The following is a 16,615-nucleotide window of genomic DNA, read 5'->3' as shown; positions in this document are numbered from 1 at the left end:
TTTCTTAGGGGTTCTCATGCCGTAGGGGTTCTCGTGAGCAAAGGTCAGATATAGCCGGGGAACGGGTCGACGCCCATGAGCACCGCCCCCGCCCCGTCGTACAGGCCCTCCTGCAAGAACGCGTGCTGCGGCACCACGGAGGCGTCCCGCAGACAGCGCTGCATCGGGCTGCCGTCCGCGATGGCCCGGATGCCCGCGAGTTGGTAGGCGCTGCGGGCGACCTCGAAGGAGTCCTGCGCGAGGGCCGTGGAGGCGAGGCGCAGCAGGCTCGCCTGGTGGTCGGTGGCCGGGTCGCCGCGCAGCACGGTCTCCCACACCTCTTCGGTGATCTCGTAGAAGAACGCGCGGGCCGAACGCAGCCGGGCCTCCGCGCGGCCCACCGCGATCCGGTACGCGGCACGGTCGGCCGCGACCGGGCCTCCGGTGTAACTGGCGCGCCCGCCCTCCGTGATGACCTGGTCGAGCGCGGCCCGCGCCACGCCGAGGCCGACGACGGCGAGGACTTGGGCGGCGTAGGGCACGGCCGGGTAGCGGTAGAGCGGTTCGTCGACGGTCGGCTCGCCGCCGCGGACGAAGGTCCACTTCTCGGGTACGACGACGCCGTCCACGGCGAGGTCGTGGCTGCCGGTGCCGCGCATCCCGATGACGTCCCAGTTCTCGACGATCTCGACGTCCTCGGGGCGCAGCACCGCCGTGCGCGGCCGGCCCGCCCGGTCCTCGCCCACCTTGATGCCGACGCCGAGGGCGTCGGCTCCCTTGCAGCCGCTCGCGAACTTCCAGCGGCCCGAGACCCGGTAGCCGCCGTCGACGGGTTCGGCGGCCTGTACGGGGAAGAGGCCGCCGGCGAAGGCGACGTCGGGCCCGTCCGCGTACAGCCGCTCCTGGGTCTCCAGTGGCAGCGCCGCGAGATAGATCAGGGAGGAGCCGAAACTCGCGACCCAGCCGGCCGACCCGTCGACCCGCGAGATCCGCTCGATCAGGCGCAGGAACGCGGCCGGTGGCAGTGGTTCGCCGCCGAATCGGCGGGGGGCACTGGCGCGGTAGAGGCCCGCCTTCTTGAATTCGGCGATCATGTCGCGTGGTACGTGCCGCGCGGTCTCGAATTCCGCCCTGCGCTCGGCCACCAGGTCAAGCACGTGCTCGAAGGCCGCTTCGGTGGCGGTCGAGGGCGGGTCCAGCGTCTGTGTCATGAGTAATTCCCCTGCCTGGGCTGCGAGTTGATCGCTCGAACTCGATGCACTCATCACGCTATGCGGGTCACCGTGAGCCAACAATTGGGAATGGGTGGTGGAGCGTAGGGGATTTCCCTGATCGTTTACGCCGCTGGGGCCCGCAGCGGCAGTCTGAACCGGAAGACGGTGCCGTGCGGGGAGTTCGGGAACGCCTCGATCTCGCCGCCGTGGCGGGTGATGATGCGGTGGCTCAGGGCGAGGCCGATGCCGTGTCCGTTGCCCTTCGAGGTGAACACTCCGTCGAAGATCCGCCCGCCCGAGGACGCCGGAAGGCCGCCGCCGGTGTCGCGCACCTCGACCTCGGCCCAGTCGGCGTTCCTGCGGGTGCAGATGGTGACCTCACCCGGTTCGTCGGGCCAACGGGCCATCTCCTCAAGCGCGTTGAAGGCGAGGTTCATGACGACCTGCCCGATGAGCACCTTCTCGCAGCTGACGGGCAGGTCCTCCGGCGCCCGTTCCCAGCGCACGGCGACCTGGTGCGCCCTGGCCCGTACGTCCACGAAGTAGGCGCAGTCGGCGACGATGTCGTTGACGTCGACGGACCGTTTCGCGTCCTCCAGGCGCACCACGTAGGCGCGCAGGCTCGACAGGATCGTGGTGGCGCGCTCCAGTTGGCGGGTGGCGTGGTCGAGGCCCCAGCGCAGCGAGCCGGACTCAGGGGTGTCGTCGATGCGGCCGAGTGCGCCCGCGACGAAGTTGTGGGCGGCCGCGATGGGTTGGCTGACCTCATGGGCGATGGCCATCGCCATGTCACCCATGGCGTTGTAGCGCGCCAGGTGGTTGAGGTACTGGGCGTCGCGCCGGTGTTCCTCCTCGGTGTGCACCGTGTCGGTGATGTCGTGGAAGAGGAGAAGCAGGCCCCGCAGGTCGTTCTCGATGTCGATGTACTGGCTGCGCGCCGCGAACCAGCGCTCGGGTCCGCCGCCGGCGTCGTCGGCGACCGCGAGGCGGTAGCGGGCGTCGGTGGGCCGGCCGCCGCGTGAGGTGTCCTTCAGTACGTCGCGCAGGACGGCGGTGGAGTCGGCGGCGAGGAACTCGGTGAAGTCGCTGCCGTGCAGGTCGTCGGGGTCCCGGTCGAGCAGGATGCCGGCCGATTCGCCCGCGAAGACGATACGGCCGTCGTCGTCGAGCACGACGATGCCCTCGTCGAGGTTGCGCAGGAACGCTTGGAGCCTGGCCTCGGTGCGGGTGAGGTCGCGGCGGGTGGCCTTCTCCTCGGCGATGTCGCGGAACTGCACCATGACGACGGGGCCGGTGGAGAGTTCCACACGCTTGGCGAGCGCCTCGCTGAGGATGTCACTGCCGGACTTCGACCGGTAGCACCACTCGATGCGGCTGCGGCCCTCGTCGGCGGCCCGTTGCAGCCAGGCGACGCCGATGTGCCGCGCGTACTGCGCCGCGTTGGAACTCATGTCGGGGGCCTTGAGCGGCTTGAGCTCGTCGAGGGTGAAGCCGAACGCGGTGAGCGCGGCCGGGTTGGCCCACAGGATGTCCTTGGTGTGTGCGTCGTGCACCAGGACGCAGTGGTCGATGACCTCGAAGAGGCGGGCCAGGTCGGGGCAGGCGAGGTCGGCGGTGGCGGGCATCAGGGTGTGTCACACCTCTTCGGGGCGCAGGCCGCAGCGCATCATGTCGCCGATGAGGGCGCCGAGGGTGTCGGCGTGCGTCTTCTCGCGGATGCGCGCACGGTGGGCGTCGACCGTCTTCAGGCTGATGCCGAGCTGCCGCGCGATCACCTTGCTGGGGATGCCCTCGACGACCTGGCGCAGGATCTCGCGTTCCCGCGGGCTGAGGTGGGTGATCCGCTCACGCAAGGAACGCTGCTCGGCGCGGCGCGCGTAGCGCTCACCCGCCACCCGCAGGGCCTTTTGCAGGATGTCGAGCAGCCGCTGGGGATCGTACGGCTTCTCCAGGAAGTCGACGGCTCCGGCCTGAAGAGCGCGCACCGACATGGGGATGTCACCGTGCGCGGACACGAAGACGATGGGCAGCGCCGCGCCCTGGGCGTTGAGGAGTTCCTGTACGTGGAATCCGCCGATGCCCGGCATGCGTACGTCGAGGACGAGGCAGGCCGGGCGGTCCGGGTCGAAGGCGGCGAGGAAGGTGTCGGCGTCGGTGAACCACTCCGTTTTGATGTGCACGGATTCCAGCAGCCAGGCCAGGGAGAGGCACAGTTGCTCGTCGTCGTCGAGCACGTAGACGAGGTCGGGCGCCGGTTCACTCATGATTCCTCGCTTCCATCGTACGTGCGTGCCCGCTCCGCCCCGCCCGGCCGCAGCAGGCCGAGGACCACTCCCCCGGCGAACACCGCGACCACGGTCAGTTCCAGGACCAGCGCCGTGCCGCCGGACGCGGAGACCAGGGTGGTGAAGTTGCGCAGCGCCAGTACCGTCGCGCCGCACAGCAGGGCGATCGCCAGCAGCGGAGCGAGCACGGTGTGCCAGATCCTTTCATCGAGCCGGGTTCTGCGGAAGAACACGATCACGGACATCGAGGTGAGCAGGTACAGCAGCATGAGGGCGAGCACGCTGACGCCGCCGCCCCAGGTCAGCAGCGTGAGCACCGGGTCTGCCCCGGCGACGGCGAACGGCACGACGAGGACCGCGGCGAGCGCCGTCTGCGCCAGGCTCGCCGCATACGGCGCCCCGTGCCGGTTGGTGCGGGCGAGCGCGCGGGGCAGCACCCCGGCCCGGCCGAGGGAGTGGAAGTAGCGGTTGATCCCGTTGTGGAAGGCGACGACGCCCGCGAGCAGCGAACTGGCCAGCAGGACCTGCGTGACATCACCGGCCCAGCCGCCCAGCGTCTGCGTGAGGGGTGTGAGGACGACGGAGGTGGCATCGCCTTCCCTCAACGCGCTGAGCGCGGCGCCCTGGACGCGGTCCGCGCCGTAGTAGCTCACGATCATCCAGGAGACGAAGGCGAAGAACAGCGAGATCACCGCGACCGACACATAGGTTGCCCGAGGCACCGTGCGCGCGGGGTCCCGTGCCTCCTTCGCGTACAGGGCGGTCGACTCGAACCCGAGGAGGCAGCCGATGGCGAAGGTCAGCGCCACTCCGGGCGCGCCGGTGAAGAAGGCGGAGGGGGCGAACGACCCGGCGATGTCGAGGCCGTGCGGGCCACCCCCGCCGAGGAGTTCACGGCCGGCGAACAGCAGCAGCACCGAGGTCTCGGCGACGACGAGCACAGCGAGCAGCCGCGCGCCGAGCTCGATGTTCAGACAGCCGAGCGCGTGCACGAGGAGCATCGTGGCGAGCGTCCACACCCACCACGGCATGTCGAGCGAGAGGTAACGCTGTCCGAGTCCTTGCGCCACCACGCCGTACAGGCCGTAGAGCGCGGCCTGCGTCGCGCTGTAGCAGAGGATCGCCGCCTGCGAGGCGCCGACGCCGAGCGGCCGGCCGAGGCCGCGGGACACGTACGCGTAGAAGGCGCCCGCGTCGGTCACGTGCCGGCTCATCGCGATGAACCCGACGGCGAACAGGGCGACCATGACGCCGACCACGAGGTAGACGGCGGGCGCCGCGCCGCCGTTGCCGAGGCCGAGCGGGATGGGCAGGGTCCCCGCGACGCCGGTCAGGGGCGCCTGCGCGGACAGCACGAAGAACACCATGCCGGCCACGCCCACGGCGCCCTTGCGCAGCCGGGTGCGCGGTTCCGGTGCGGCTTCCGGTCGTGCGGGCTGCTCGATCACGCGGTCTCCCTGGGGCCGGAGTTCGATGGGGTCGGGACGAACTGTGCGCGCGGCGGGCGGTCCTGGAGTGCGGGCGCGTGCATCCGTTACCGCCTTTGCATGCACGCATACGCGGACTACCTTGATCGAAAGTCCTCCGGCGGGTGGAGCGCAGCATGCCTTCGTACGTGAGTCCCGAGTCCGTGAGCACCGAGTGCACGAGCACCGAGTACGTGACCACCGACGGCGTCGCCCGGGGCGACCGCTTCGAGCACTGGGCGCGGGAGATGTCGCAGGTGTTCGGCGGGCTCGACACCCGGCCCGTCGCGGCGGACGCCTTCCACGCCACGGCCACCTGCGACGCGCTGGGACAGCTCCTGCTCGGCTCCATCAGCGCGGGGCCGCTGCGGGTGCGGCGCACCGAGCGGCTGACGGCGCGGAGTGAGGTCGACCACTACAAGGTGGCGCTCCAGGTCGCCGGCACATGTGTCGTCGAACAGGACGGCGTGTACGGGGCGTTGGGGCCCGGTGACCTCGCGATCTGCGACACCACACGCCCGTACGCGTTCCGCTACGACACCTCCTTCCGCACCGTGCTGATGCTGGTGCCGCGGGCGATGCTGCCGGTGCGGCCCGAGGCGGTGCGCGGTCTCACGGCACGCCGGCTGGCCGGGGAGAGCGGGGTGGCGGCCGTGGTGGGTCCCTTCCTGCGCTCGCTCGGCGAACAGGCCCGTACCTGCGCGGGACCCGCGGCGACGGGCCTCGCCGACGGGGCGGCGTCGCTGATGACGGCGCTGCTGTCGGAGAGCCTCGACCGTGCGGCACCGGCGGAGCCGGGGCACGCGATGATGCTGCGGATCCGCGCGCACATCGACAGCCGCCTCCCGGACCCGGGGCTCACACCGGACTCGATCGCCGAGGCGCACGGGATCTCCCGCCGCTATCTGTTCAAGCTGTTCGCCGCCGAGGACCTGACGGTCGCGGGCTGGATCCGGACGCGCCGCCTGGAGCGGTGCGCGCGGGATCTCGCGAGCCCGGCGGCGCTCCGGCAGCCCATCGGCATGATCGCCGCACGCTGGGGTCTCCTTGACGGACGCCACTTCAGCCGGGTGTTCAAGACGGCGTATGGCCAGACGCCACGCGACTTCCGTCGCCGGGCGCTCGCGGAGCGGGTCCCTCACGACCGCGTCGGCGCGGACACCGACGGGTAGCTCTCTGCGCGCCGGAGCGCGCCCGTCACGCGGTCAGCGACTCGGGGATCGAGTGGAACTGGCGACGGAAGTAGACCAGCGCGCCCGCCCCGTCCTCCCCGACGAGCACCCGCTCGGCCTCGATGAACATCACGGTGTGCGAACCCTGCTCGGCGGTGCCGGTGACTCGCCCGACGACCGAGGCGGCGGAGCCCTTGAGCACCGGTACGTCGGCGAGTGTGTGGTCCCATACGTCGCCGCAGGCCGCGAAGCGTTCCTCGGCGGGCACACCACCCGCGAAGGCCTTGGCGACGTCGGCGTGGTCGGGCCCGAGGACGTTGACGCAGACCCGCCCGTTCTGCGTGAACAGGTCGTGGCTGCGGCTGGACCGGTTGATGCAGACGAGCATGGTGGGCGGTTCGTCGGTGACGGAGCAGGCCGCGCTCACCGTGATGCCGGCGCGACCGCGCGGTCCGTCCGTGGTGACGATGTTGACGCCTGCGGAGAGGTTCGCCATCGCGTCGCGGAACGATCGTTGGTTCGTGGTGAGTTGGCCCACCGCTGCGCTGCGTGTCACGGGTGTCATGGCTGTCACGGTAGGGCGGGGCGGGTGGCTCGCGATATCCAGACTTCCTCCGCGGCGCTTAAGGATTTCCCCTATGTTCGTGGCCGCATACTGCACGGGTGACGATGTCTTCGCTTCCCGCAGGGCTGACGCTCTGCCACGACCTGACGGCCGCCGCATGGGTCCGCGAGGCCCTGCCGGACTTCGCGGCCGGCATGATCGGTTCGCTACTGCCTGCCGGGTACGAGCGGTACGTACGTGTGCTGCATCCGTCCGGATGCGACGAGGACGACGATGCCGATACCGACGACGGGCCGGGCGAGGGTACGTTGCCGGGTCCGCTGGCCGCGCCGTTGGCGTCGGTCCTGAAAGGTTGCACGGCCACACCCGACGACTGCTGCTTCGGGGTGTGGGAGGGGTGCGGATACTTCGACGACGGCACGGTGACGGCCGTGCTCACCAGCGGGACGGGCATCTCATCGTGGCGGGTGCGGCCGGCCGTCGACATCGCGGACGCGCCGCGCCTCGAACTCCCCCACCGCGGGTACGCCGTGTTCCAGGGCCCGGTCGACTCCGTGACCGCCCTGGCAATGGTGGTCGCCGGTGAGGTCGGGGAGGGCGCCGAGGTGGCCAACGCCCTCGTACCCGACCTGTGGTGGCCCGCCGACCGCTCCTGGTTCGTGCACGGCGACACCGATCTCACAGCGACGTGGATCGCCTGCTCCGCCACGGCGGCGGAGCAGGTCCTCGCGCATCAGGCCCTGGACGCCGTGGTGATGCCCCCGGACTCACCGGTGCTCCCCTGAGGGCCGGTTGACAACCGGTTGACGGTCAGTCGGCGAGCGCGCCCATCGGATCCCAGGTCGGCAGCACGATCGGCGGCTCGTCGAGGGCGGCGGAGAGCTCCGGCGGGAGTGCGGAGCGGCGGACGGCGACCTCGAAGACGTGCTCGCCGAACCACGAGTCGTTCATGGTCCAGAAGCCCTTGTCGGCCTTCTCCTCGCCCCAGCTGTTCTCGACCCGCCAGCGGCGCGGCACACCGTCCACGACGTCGACGCCGGTGAAGAGCATCGCGTGGGTCATCTGCGTCTCGTGGTGGAGGAGCCGGTCCGCCTTGTCGAGCGCGAACGACGCGTCGTAGACGGCCTCGTAGTCGAAGAGTGCGGCGTCCCAGATGCCGAGGTCGGCGCGCATCTGCTGGCCGACGTCGCAGCCGAACCAGACCGGCTCGCCGGCCACGACGGCCTCCATGGTGAGCCGCTTGAGCAGGTCGATGTCCGCGTTGAGGTAGACGACGGGCGGGGCCTCGACGATGTTGCCCAGGTGCTCGACGGTGAAGGTGCGGCCGGCCGGGCTGGACTCACGCGGGTCGTGGACGAGGCACACGTACTCGTCGAGGGGTATCTGCACATACGCCTCGGCGAACTCGGTGGGTGTCGTCCAGCCGTCGCGGTGGAACTCCTGGTCCTTGTCGCGCCACTGCCACAGGAACGTCTGCGGCGGCGTGCCGAGATGGATGCTGAGCACGCGGTGGACGGCGCCGAGCACCTCCGTCTTGCGGGCCCGCTGCGCCTCGACACCCTCAACGGCCGCCGCGCGCAGATCGCGCGCACCTTGCCGGAGCAGACTCATCAGGGCCCGGTTCATCGGCCCGGTCGCCGAGGAGCTCTCGGTCTCCGGCATCGCCGACTTGGGCACCAGGCCGTGCTTGGCGACCAGCGCCACGAACATGTTCCACTGCCCGCCGTCACTGATCGGGTCACCGAGCAGGTGTGCCACCGTACGGTCGTCGACGTCGCGGTCGGAGGTGTCGATGACACTCTCCAGGAAGTGGTTCGCGCGCTCGAACTTGTCCCACCACAGCACGTAGTTCTGGGAGAACTCGAAGTCCTTCACACCGAGCTTCTCCGCGGCGCCGACGCGCAGCAGGTTGAGCCCGGCGAACATCCAACAGCGGCCGCTGCGCTTCTGGTTGGTGACCTTCCAGTCGTCCAGGTGGTGCGAGACCGAGTGGTCGATGGCGGTGACGATCCGCCGGTCGAGGGCGATGTCGTCCACCGTCGTCTGCGTCACGGCGTTCTGCATCAGCCGGTTCGCGGGGCGGGCGGCGAAGTCCTTCTCGTAGGCCTCGAGTTGTGCCGGAGTGAGACTGCGGTCGCTCTCGGCTGGAGCGTCGGTGGACTGAGAGGTGTGCGCATGGCCGAGCGTCACGGTATCCGGTTCCCATTCTCGAATCGGCCCGTGCTCGCGCGGGGGCCTTGGCAGGTTAAAAGGGGCAATGCGCTCTCACAGTCGCACGGCCGTTCTAGCCAGTCAACGGACCGGTGCCCCTGCCGGTGTATCCCACACTCACCCCTCGACGTCCTGCGGATACCACCGGAGTTCGACGGTGTTCCCGTCCGGATCCTTGACGTACACGGACTGCGCCTGCCCCCGCGCTCCCCAGCGCGACACCGGCCCCTCAAGAACGTCGAACTCCCCCGAGTCGACGACCTCCTGCCAGTCCAGCGGGTCGACGACGAGACAGAAGTGATCGACGTTGGACTCGGTCCGCGCGGCGGCGAACAGATCGATGACCGTACTGCCGTCGATCCGTACGGACGGGAACGACACCTTCCCGTCCCGCCACTCCTCCACCCGCTCGGCCACGAGCCCCAGCCGGCCGACGTAGAACTCGAGCGACTTGTCGACGTCGGCGACGTTCAGCACCAGGTGATCGAGAGCTTTGACTCGCATGATGACGGTCCCCGTCCGTGGTCGCTTGCACTGTCATGCACTGCCTAGCCGAGGAGCGACCGGTCGGCAAGGACTGTTCGGCGTCACCGGTCCTCCAGTACCTCGGCCCCGATGGACGGCCATGTCGCACGGACCACCTAAATGTACGTACAGCTTACGCCGGAACCCCCGCGGTCACTTGTACGTCGGCGGGCGCACGCCCTAGCCTAGATGTACGTACATTACGCAGCGCATGACCGGGAGGGATTTCCTTGGCGACCAAGCAGCACCACCGGACGGTGATCGTGGGCGGCGGCTCGGCCGGTGTCTCGGTCGCGGCGCGGCTCCGGCGGGCCGGCGAGCGGGACATCGCGGTCCTCGACCCGAGCGAGCGGCACTACTACCAGCCGCTGTGGACGCTCGTCGGTGGCGGACGGGCGCCGCTGAAGGAGAGCGTCCGGCCGCAGCGGTCCGTGCTACCGAAGGGCGTCCGGTGGATCCGGCGCGCCGCGGTCGCCGTCGACCCCGAGGCCCAGGAGGTGAGCCTGGACGACGGAGGTTTCGTGCACTACGACCACCTCGTGGTCTGCGCCGGCATCCAGCTGGACTGGGACGGCGTGCCCGGCCTCGGCGCCGGACTCGGCCAGAACGGGCTCTCCAGCAACTACCTGCCGCACACCGCCCCCGCGACCTGGCGTTTCATCCGCGAGACCCGATCGGGCAGCGCCGTGTTCGGCATGCCGCCCGGCGCCATCAAGTGCGGCGGCGCCCCGCAGAAGATCGCCTACCTCGCCGCCGACCACTGGCGCCGGGAGGGCGTCCTCGACCGGATGGACATCCACCTGGTGCTCCCGACGGACACCATCTTCGGTGTTCCGGAGTTCGCGCGGGTCCTGGAGGACGTGGCCCGCCGGTACGGCATCCACGTCCACTACGGCAGCGAGGTCACCGAGGTCCGCCCCGACGCCCGCGAGATCGTCGTCAGCGACCTCGGCACGGGCGACAAGACGACCCTCCCGTACGACATGGCCCATCTCGTGCCGCCGCAGAGCGCCCCGGACTGGATCAAGCGGAGCCCGCTCGCGGACGCCGCGAACCCGGCCGGCTACGTCGAGATCAACCAGCACACGATGCGGCACGTCCGGTACCCCAACATCTGGGCCCTCGGCGACGCCGGCTCCTCGCCGAACTCCAAGACCGGCGCGGCCGTTCGCAAACAGGCGCCCGTGGTCGTCGAGAACCTGCTCGCCACGATGCACTGCCGGGAGCCGCTCGCCGTCTACAACGGCTACTCCTCGTGCCCGCTGACCACGGCCCGCAACAAGATGCTGCTCGCCGAGTTCGACTACAGCGGGCGGCCCGCCCCCTCCATCCCGCTGATCGACACGGTCCGCGAGCGCACCGACATGTGGTACCTCAAGCGGCACGGTCTGCCGTTCCTGTACTGGAACCTCATGCTCCGCGGCCTCGCGTGACCCGCACGCCTAACCCACACGCCTAACCCGCACACCTCCCCCGAGCACCTTCGTGACCCAGGAGTCCGTCATGCCCCAGGAGCCCGTCACCCACGACGGCGCAGGACCGCTGATATTCGTGCAGTTCTACCTCGACTGCCTCTCGCACGCCTCGTACCTCATCGGCGACCGCACCACCGGCCGCGCCGTCGTGGTCGACCCCCAGCGTGATGTCAACGAGTACCTCACCACCGCCGCACACCACGGCCTCACCATCGAGCGCGTCATCGAGACCCACGTCCACGCCGACTTCCTCTCCGGCCACCTGGAACTGGCCGAGCGCACCGGCGCCCCCATCTCCTACGGCGCCGAAGCCGACGTCGACTTCGACACCGAACCCCTCGCCGACGGCCGGCACCTCCGCCTCGGGGAGGTCGACCTGGAGATCCTGCACACACCGGGCCACACCCAGGAATCGGTCTGCGTCGTCGTACGCGAGCACGCGGCCGACCCCGTCCCCTACGGCGTCCTCACCGGCGACACCCTGTTCATCGGCGACGTCGGCCGCCCCGATCTGCTCAGCGCGCGCGGCCGGTCCGCCGAGGAGATGGCCCGCGCCCTCTACCGCTCCACCCGCGAGCGCCTGCTCACCCTCCCCGACGCGACCCGCGTCTTCCCGGCGCACGGGGCAGGATCTGCCTGCGGCAAGAACCTGTCGACGGCGCTGAGTTGCACGCTCGGCACCCAGCGCGTCACCAACTACGCCCTTGCCGACATGCCCGAGGACGCGTTCGTCGAGGTCGTGACATCCGGCCAGGCCGCGGCGCCCGCCTACTTCTCGTTCACGTCCGAGCGCAACCGCGAGGCCCGCCCGGTGCTCGACGAGGACGCCCCCGTCTCCACGCTCACCCCGGACGCCGTACGGGAGTCCGTCGCCGACGGCGCGAGCGTCCTCGACACACGCGACCCGGACGCCTACGCCGCCGCGCACCTTCCCGGCTCGGTCAACGTCCCGCTCGGCGGCCGGTTCGCAGAACTATGCGGCGAGGTGCTCCCGGCCGGGGCCGACCTCGTCCTGTGCGGGGACCCCGCCACCGCGCGCGAGGCCCGCAACCGGCTCGCCCGCATCGGCTACGACCGGGTCGTCGGCGCCCTGCCCGCCGACGCCCTGAGTGCCGAGCACGTGACGTCGACGCCGCGCATGGAGGCACAGGCCCTCGACGCCCGCCTCGCCGACAACCCCAGGGCCTTCACTGTGCTGGACGTACGCGCCTCCGGCGAGATCGACGACACCGGCACCGTCCCCGGCGCCCGCACCATCCCGCTGCCCGAACTCGTCGCGCGAATAGACGAGTTGGCGCCGCATCGGCATCAATCGCTCGTCGTGATGTGCGCCAGTGGCAACCGCTCGTCCGTGGCCGCCTCCGTGCTCCGGGCCCGCGGCTTCGACGCCGACGACCTGCGCGGCGGCTTCGCCGGATGGCGCGGACCGGTCGAGCACCCGGCCGGTGGGGGCGGCGTCCCCGCGTGAACGTCCTGATCGTCGCCGTGCTCTGCGGCGCCGTCGTCGGCCTCGCGCTCGGCGGGCTCGGCGGCGGCGGTGGTGTGCTCGCGGTCCCGGCCCTCGTCTACCTCCTGGGCGTGGACCCCGCCGACGCGGGCACCACCAGCCTGCTCATCGTCGCCGTCACCTCGGCCACCGCCCTCGCCCGGCACATGGGCACCGGCACCGTGCGCTGGCGGACCGGCGTCCTGTTCGCGGCGGTCGGCGCGGTACCCACCATCGGGGCGTCGATGCTCGCGCACCGCCTGCCGCAGTCCCTGCTGACCGGTGCGTTCGCCATCCTGGCCGCGGTGGCCGCCACGGTGATGCTGCGCGGCACCCGCACGTGTGGTGAGGCGGTGCCGCCGGACACCGGGTCGCCGGTGACGGCGACGGCCGGGCACGCACCCAGCCTCGTACAAGTACGAGAGGCACAGCGATCGGCGACCACTCGGGCCGAGCCCGTGCGGACCGCCGGGGCCGGGGCCGGGCTCGGTGCGGTGACCGGTCTCCTTGGGGTGGGCGGCGGGTTCCTCGCCGTGCCCACACTGGTGTCGGTGCTGCGGCTGCCGATGCGGGCGGCCGTCGGCACCAGCCTCGTCGTCACCCTCCTCAACTCGCTGGTGTCCCTCACCACACGTATGACGACCGAGGGTGTCTCCATCGACCCCGCCGTGCTCGGCCCCTTCGTCGGCGCCGCGATCCTCGGGGCGTGGGACGCGCGGCGGCTGGCGGCCAGGCTGTCGGGACCGGCGTTGCAGCGCGCGTTCGCGGTCCTGCTGCTCGCGACGGCGGCGTTCATGCTGGTGGACGCGTTCGTGTGAGCGCGGCCAGGAGTTCGACCGGTGGTTTGCACCGTCTCCTCAAATCGACGAGCATGCATCCCGTGCCCACCAGCAGCTCGCAGTCCGGTCCTCGTCCGCTCACCCGGACCAAGGGCAAGCCGCTGTGGTCCCAGCTCCGCGCCGATCTGTTGCGGCGCCTCGAGGACGGCGAGTTCCGGGACGTCTTCCCCGGCGAGCACGACCTCGTCGCCGAGTACCAGGTCAGTCGGCACACCGTCCGCGAGGCGCTGCGCACGCTGCGCACGGAGGGGCTGGTGACGGCGCAGCGGGGCAGGGTGTCGCGGTTCGCGGCGAGCCGGCCGCTGGAGCAGAAGGTCGGCGAGGCGTACAGCCTCTTCCGCTCCGTCGAGGAGGTGGGGGCGGTCCAGCGCAGCGTGATCCGCCGCCTCGACGAGCGCGCCGATGGCGTGATCGCGGCCCGCCTCGGCCTGGAGGAGTCCACGCCACTCGTGCACCTCGAACGCTTGCGCCTCGCCGACGGGGAACCGCTCGCCGTCGACCGCGTCTGGCTCCCCGCGGACGTCGCCCGCCCGCTCCTCGCCGTCGACTTCACACACACCTCGCTCTACGACGAGCTGGAACGCCACTGCCGTACGCACATCAGCGGCGGCTGGGAGCGCATCCGCGCCGTCGTACCCACCCGCGCGGAGCGCACGCTGCTCGGCTGCCCCGATTCCACGGCGCTGTTCGCGATCGACCGGCTCGGTCACGACGCGGCCCACCGCCAGGTCGAATGGCGCCAGACCCTGGTCCGCGCGGACCGCTTCACGGTGGCCGCGGCCTTCTCCGCGGACGACGGGTACCGCTTGGGCGCGCCGGTACCTACGCCCTGACGAGCCCGGCCACCGGGGTGAGTGTCAGTCAACTTCCGTGTGGCGGAGGCTTGGTGGGGTCCAGTCGTGGTGCCGGAGGATCATGCGGACGGCGGCGCGGGAGGGCGTCAGGCGCATCGCCGTGTTGCGCAGGGCGACGCGCAGCGGATGGCTGAGCCGCTGGCCCATGCGTCCGGCCTGACGCGCGGCGCGTGCGACGGCCTGGCTGCGAGGCCGTCGTTCGGCGTCGTACCGGGTGAGGGCGGCCTCCACGGTGGGCTCGGAGCCGAGGGCGGCGGCCAGGGTGACCGCGTCCTCCAGCGCCTGGCACGCCCCCTGCCCCAGGTTCGGTGTCATGGCGTGCGCCGCGTCCCCGAGCAGCGCGATCCGGCCGACGGCGTACGAAGGGAGCGGCGTACGCAGCTCGTTGACGTCGTGGTGCAGCACCGCGTCGGGGTTCGTCGCGTCGAGAAGCGCGGGGATCGGCTCGTGCCAGGTACGGAACCGGCGGCGCAACTCGCCCAGTGGGTCGTCGAACCGCGTCCCTGCGGGGAGGTCGAGGACCGCGTGCCATTCGGCGCGGCCGTCGGGGAAGGCGATGTGCCCGAACTCGACGCCGTGGCCCCAGGTCAGCTCGAAGTCGGTGCGCAGACCCATCGGTTGGTCGGTGATGGCGCGCAGGACGGCCGAGCCGCTGTGGACGGGTCCGGGGTGGGAGGGGAAGAGCTGGCCGCGGAGCCTGCTGCCGATCCCGTCGGCCGCCACGACCAGATCGGCGTCCAGAGTCGTGTCGCCGCACTCGACCTGCACCGCCCCGGGACCACACTGCCCGACCGGTCCGGCCTCCCGGCCAATGCGCAGCACTTCGGCGGGCAGGGTTTCGCGCAGAAGCCGGTGCAAGGTGGCACGCGGGATCCCCATGATGGGTGTGCCGACCGCGTTCTCCAGCGCCGCACCGTCCATCCGGGCGAGCCAGTGGCCGCCCGGTGTGCGGGTGCCTCCGGTGTACTGCCCGCGCGACGCCTGCCGCACCGCCTCCCCCACACCGAGTTCGTCCAGCGCCCGGAGCCCGTTGGCGGCCAGCGAGATGCCCGCGCCCACATCGTCGAGCACGGCCGCGCGCTCGACGACGGTCGCCTTCCAGCCGACGCGGCGCAGTCCGATCGCCGCGGCGAGCCCACCGATTCCGCCTCCGACGACGTCCGCACGTCCGCCCATACCGACCCCTCCACCCGCCTTCTACACCTGTAGAAGGCGGACCTTACCCGAACCTCTACAGGTGTAGAAATGAGCCATGGCGACAACGGGCAGGGCAATCGACCGGCGCACCCTCCTCGCGGACGCGGCGCTCGACGTACTCGCCGACGACGGGATCCGCGGCCTCACCCATCGCGCGGTGGACCGCCGAGCCGCCCTGCCGACAGGCACCACATCGGCGTACTTCCGTACCCGGGCCGCTCTGCTCACCGCACTCGTCACGCGCCTCGCCCAACTCGACCAGGCGGAGCTGCAGTCGACGGCCGAGGACCTCGTCCCACTGCGCACCGCGAACGACATCGTGAACGGCTTGGCGCTGCTGGCCCGTCGGCGTCTCGCAGGCAAGGGCCGCCGCCGCTCGCTGGCCCGCTACGCCTGCACGGTCGAGAGCGTGCGCGACCCGGAACTGCGGGAGATCCTCGTCGCCCGCGAGAACGCCGGCCGCGAGGCGGTTCGCGCGTTCCTCGCCGAGCGCGGTGTCGCGGACGCCGAGACCCGCACGCACACGCTGCTGTCCTGCGTCGACGGCCTGATCCTCGACGCTCTCGTGAGCGGGGGCGACGTACCGCGCGAGGCCCTGGAGGGCCTGGTGACAGCGGCCCTGCGGTAGGTACTCGACCCACCGTCGGGTGCGCCGACCGTCCTCACTTGCGGCCCGCGCGCCGGACGGAGCGCGGCCGGTACTCCACCACCGTCAGCGCCAACGACACGTACCGGTCGACGAGTTCGCCCGGGGTGACCTCGCCGTCGGTGCGGTACCACTGGGCGATGGCGTTGCACATGGCGATCACCGCGCGGCGGGCGTCGTCCGGGTGGGGGGTCAGGAACACGCCGTCGGCGACGCCCCGTTCGATGACCTCACGGAACTGCTGGGTGCCGCGCTCCTCGTTCTTGCGGTAGCGGGCCAGGTGCTCGGGTTCCAGGCTGCGGCCCTCGGTCAGCACGATGCTGCTCTTGACCGGGTGCTCGATACGGAACTGGACCGTCGCGGTGACGAGGGCCTCCAGCTGCTCCGCGGGATCGTCGCCGGCCTCTTCGAGCGCGGTCCCGCAGGCGCCGAAGTAGGCGTCGAGGCCCTCTTCGAGGATGGCGACGAGCAGGTCCTGCTTGCCTTTGTAGTAGTAGTACAGCGCGGAGAGGCTGACCCCGGCGCGCCCCGCGATGTCGCGGATCGAGGTGGCCCCGTAGCCCTGCTCGGAGAACTCTTCGCGGGCGGCCTCGATGATCGCCTTGTGACCTGCGGGGCGAGTGGACACGATGCTCCGATCTGCTGGGCCGCTCAGTCCGCCCCGCCACTGAACATCCGTACAGCCGGCGACGGCGCCGTCA

16 protein-coding genes are annotated in these 16,615 nt (G+C 71.1%); 7 read left to right on the top strand and 9 right to left on the bottom strand.

The annotated features are described in order from the left end of the window. Positions 1–44 precede the first annotated feature (44 nt). The 4 genes from ACWD2L_RS01060 to ACWD2L_RS01045 all read right to left on the bottom strand — a co-directional run bounded on the left by ACWD2L_RS01060 (position 45) and on the right by ACWD2L_RS01045 (position 4,926). The gene (locus tag ACWD2L_RS01060; protein ID WP_351330349.1) at positions 45–1,190 is read right to left on the bottom strand and encodes an acyl-CoA dehydrogenase family protein; all 1,146 of its coding nucleotides are present in this window, start codon (positions 1,188–1,190) and stop codon (positions 45–47) included. A 125-nt stretch (positions 1,191–1,315) separates the two neighbouring features. Continuing rightward, positions 1,316–2,818, bottom strand: a complete 1,503-nt coding sequence (locus tag ACWD2L_RS01055) for a PAS domain-containing sensor histidine kinase (RefSeq protein WP_351330351.1) — start codon at positions 2,816–2,818, stop codon at positions 1,316–1,318. 9 nt (positions 2,819–2,827) lie between these two features. Then, the gene (locus ACWD2L_RS01050) at positions 2,828–3,457 is read right to left on the bottom strand and encodes a response regulator transcription factor (protein ID WP_351330352.1); all 630 of its coding nucleotides are present in this window, start codon (positions 3,455–3,457) and stop codon (positions 2,828–2,830) included. After that, positions 3,454–4,926, bottom strand: a complete 1,473-nt coding sequence (locus ACWD2L_RS01045; RefSeq protein ID WP_351330353.1) for an APC family permease — start codon at positions 4,924–4,926, stop codon at positions 3,454–3,456. Before ACWD2L_RS01045 ends, ACWD2L_RS01050 begins: the two co-directional genes overlap by 4 nt. A gap of 155 nt (positions 4,927–5,081) precedes the next feature. Here ACWD2L_RS01045 and ACWD2L_RS01040 point away from each other — a divergent pair, with 155 nt between their 5' ends. Next, positions 5,082–6,116 carry an AraC-like ligand-binding domain-containing protein gene (locus ACWD2L_RS01040; RefSeq protein WP_351330354.1) on the top strand — a complete coding sequence of 345 codons (1,035 nt, stop codon included), beginning with the start codon at positions 5,082–5,084 and terminating at the stop codon, positions 6,114–6,116. Between the two features lie 25 nt (positions 6,117–6,141). Here the strand turns inward: ACWD2L_RS01040 and ACWD2L_RS01035 are convergent, their stop codons facing one another. Beyond that, positions 6,142–6,681, bottom strand: coding sequence for a flavin reductase (locus ACWD2L_RS01035; RefSeq protein WP_351330355.1), 540 nt, complete (start codon positions 6,679–6,681; stop codon positions 6,142–6,144). A 98-nt stretch (positions 6,682–6,779) separates the two neighbouring features. Here ACWD2L_RS01035 and ACWD2L_RS01030 point away from each other — a divergent pair, with 98 nt between their 5' ends. After that, positions 6,780–7,466 (top strand): hypothetical protein, encoded by a 687-nt coding sequence (locus ACWD2L_RS01030; protein ID WP_351330356.1) that lies wholly within the window; start codon positions 6,780–6,782, stop codon positions 7,464–7,466. A gap of 25 nt (positions 7,467–7,491) precedes the next feature. On the opposite strand, the gene ACWD2L_RS01025 is transcribed toward ACWD2L_RS01030, so the two are convergent. Both ACWD2L_RS01025 and ACWD2L_RS01020 read right to left on the bottom strand, forming a co-directional pair. Then, positions 7,492–8,871: a C1 family peptidase gene (locus ACWD2L_RS01025; RefSeq protein WP_351330357.1), complete on the bottom strand. Its 1,380-nt coding sequence runs from the start codon at positions 8,869–8,871 to the stop codon at positions 7,492–7,494. 138 nt (positions 8,872–9,009) lie between these two features. After that, positions 9,010–9,396: a VOC family protein gene (locus tag ACWD2L_RS01020; protein ID WP_351330359.1), complete on the bottom strand. Its 387-nt coding sequence runs from the start codon at positions 9,394–9,396 to the stop codon at positions 9,010–9,012. Positions 9,397–9,647: 251 nt separating this feature from the next. On the opposite strand from ACWD2L_RS01020, the gene ACWD2L_RS01015 reads away from it, so the two are divergent. From ACWD2L_RS01015 to ACWD2L_RS01000, 4 genes are all read left to right on the top strand, one after another. Beyond that, a complete protein-coding gene (locus tag ACWD2L_RS01015; protein WP_351330361.1) occupies positions 9,648–10,850 on the top strand; it encodes an NAD(P)/FAD-dependent oxidoreductase in 1,203 nt (400 codons plus the stop codon). Between the two features lie 70 nt (positions 10,851–10,920). Continuing rightward, positions 10,921–12,360 carry an MBL fold metallo-hydrolase gene (locus tag ACWD2L_RS01010; RefSeq protein ID WP_351330363.1) on the top strand — a complete coding sequence of 480 codons (1,440 nt, stop codon included), beginning with the start codon at positions 10,921–10,923 and terminating at the stop codon, positions 12,358–12,360. Next, positions 12,357–13,196, top strand: coding sequence for a sulfite exporter TauE/SafE family protein (locus ACWD2L_RS01005; RefSeq protein WP_351330365.1), 840 nt, complete (start codon positions 12,357–12,359; stop codon positions 13,194–13,196). Before ACWD2L_RS01010 ends, ACWD2L_RS01005 begins: the two co-directional genes overlap by 4 nt. Positions 13,197–13,249: 53 nt before the next feature. Continuing rightward, the gene (locus tag ACWD2L_RS01000; protein ID WP_451187042.1) at positions 13,250–14,050 is read left to right on the top strand and encodes a GntR family transcriptional regulator; all 801 of its coding nucleotides are present in this window, start codon (positions 13,250–13,252) and stop codon (positions 14,048–14,050) included. A 24-nt stretch (positions 14,051–14,074) separates the two neighbouring features. On the opposite strand, the gene ACWD2L_RS00995 is transcribed toward ACWD2L_RS01000, so the two are convergent. Next, a complete protein-coding gene (locus ACWD2L_RS00995) occupies positions 14,075–15,247 on the bottom strand; it encodes an FAD-dependent monooxygenase (RefSeq protein ID WP_351330368.1) in 1,173 nt (390 codons plus the stop codon). A 76-nt stretch (positions 15,248–15,323) separates the two neighbouring features. On the opposite strand from ACWD2L_RS00995, the gene ACWD2L_RS00990 reads away from it, so the two are divergent. Further along, complete coding sequence (locus ACWD2L_RS00990) at positions 15,324–15,896, top strand: TetR/AcrR family transcriptional regulator (protein WP_351330370.1); 573 nt, start codon at positions 15,324–15,326, stop codon at positions 15,894–15,896. A 34-nt stretch (positions 15,897–15,930) separates the two neighbouring features. On the opposite strand, the gene ACWD2L_RS00985 is transcribed toward ACWD2L_RS00990, so the two are convergent. Continuing rightward, a complete protein-coding gene (locus tag ACWD2L_RS00985) occupies positions 15,931–16,542 on the bottom strand; it encodes a TetR/AcrR family transcriptional regulator (RefSeq protein WP_351330372.1) in 612 nt (203 codons plus the stop codon). Positions 16,543–16,615: the final 73 nt, after the last annotated feature.

The sequence above is a fragment of the Streptomyces sp. NPDC002754 genome, assembly GCF_053592315.1.
The sequence above is the reverse complement of the archived record's forward strand: the minus strand, read 5'-3'. Positions and strand labels throughout refer to the sequence as shown.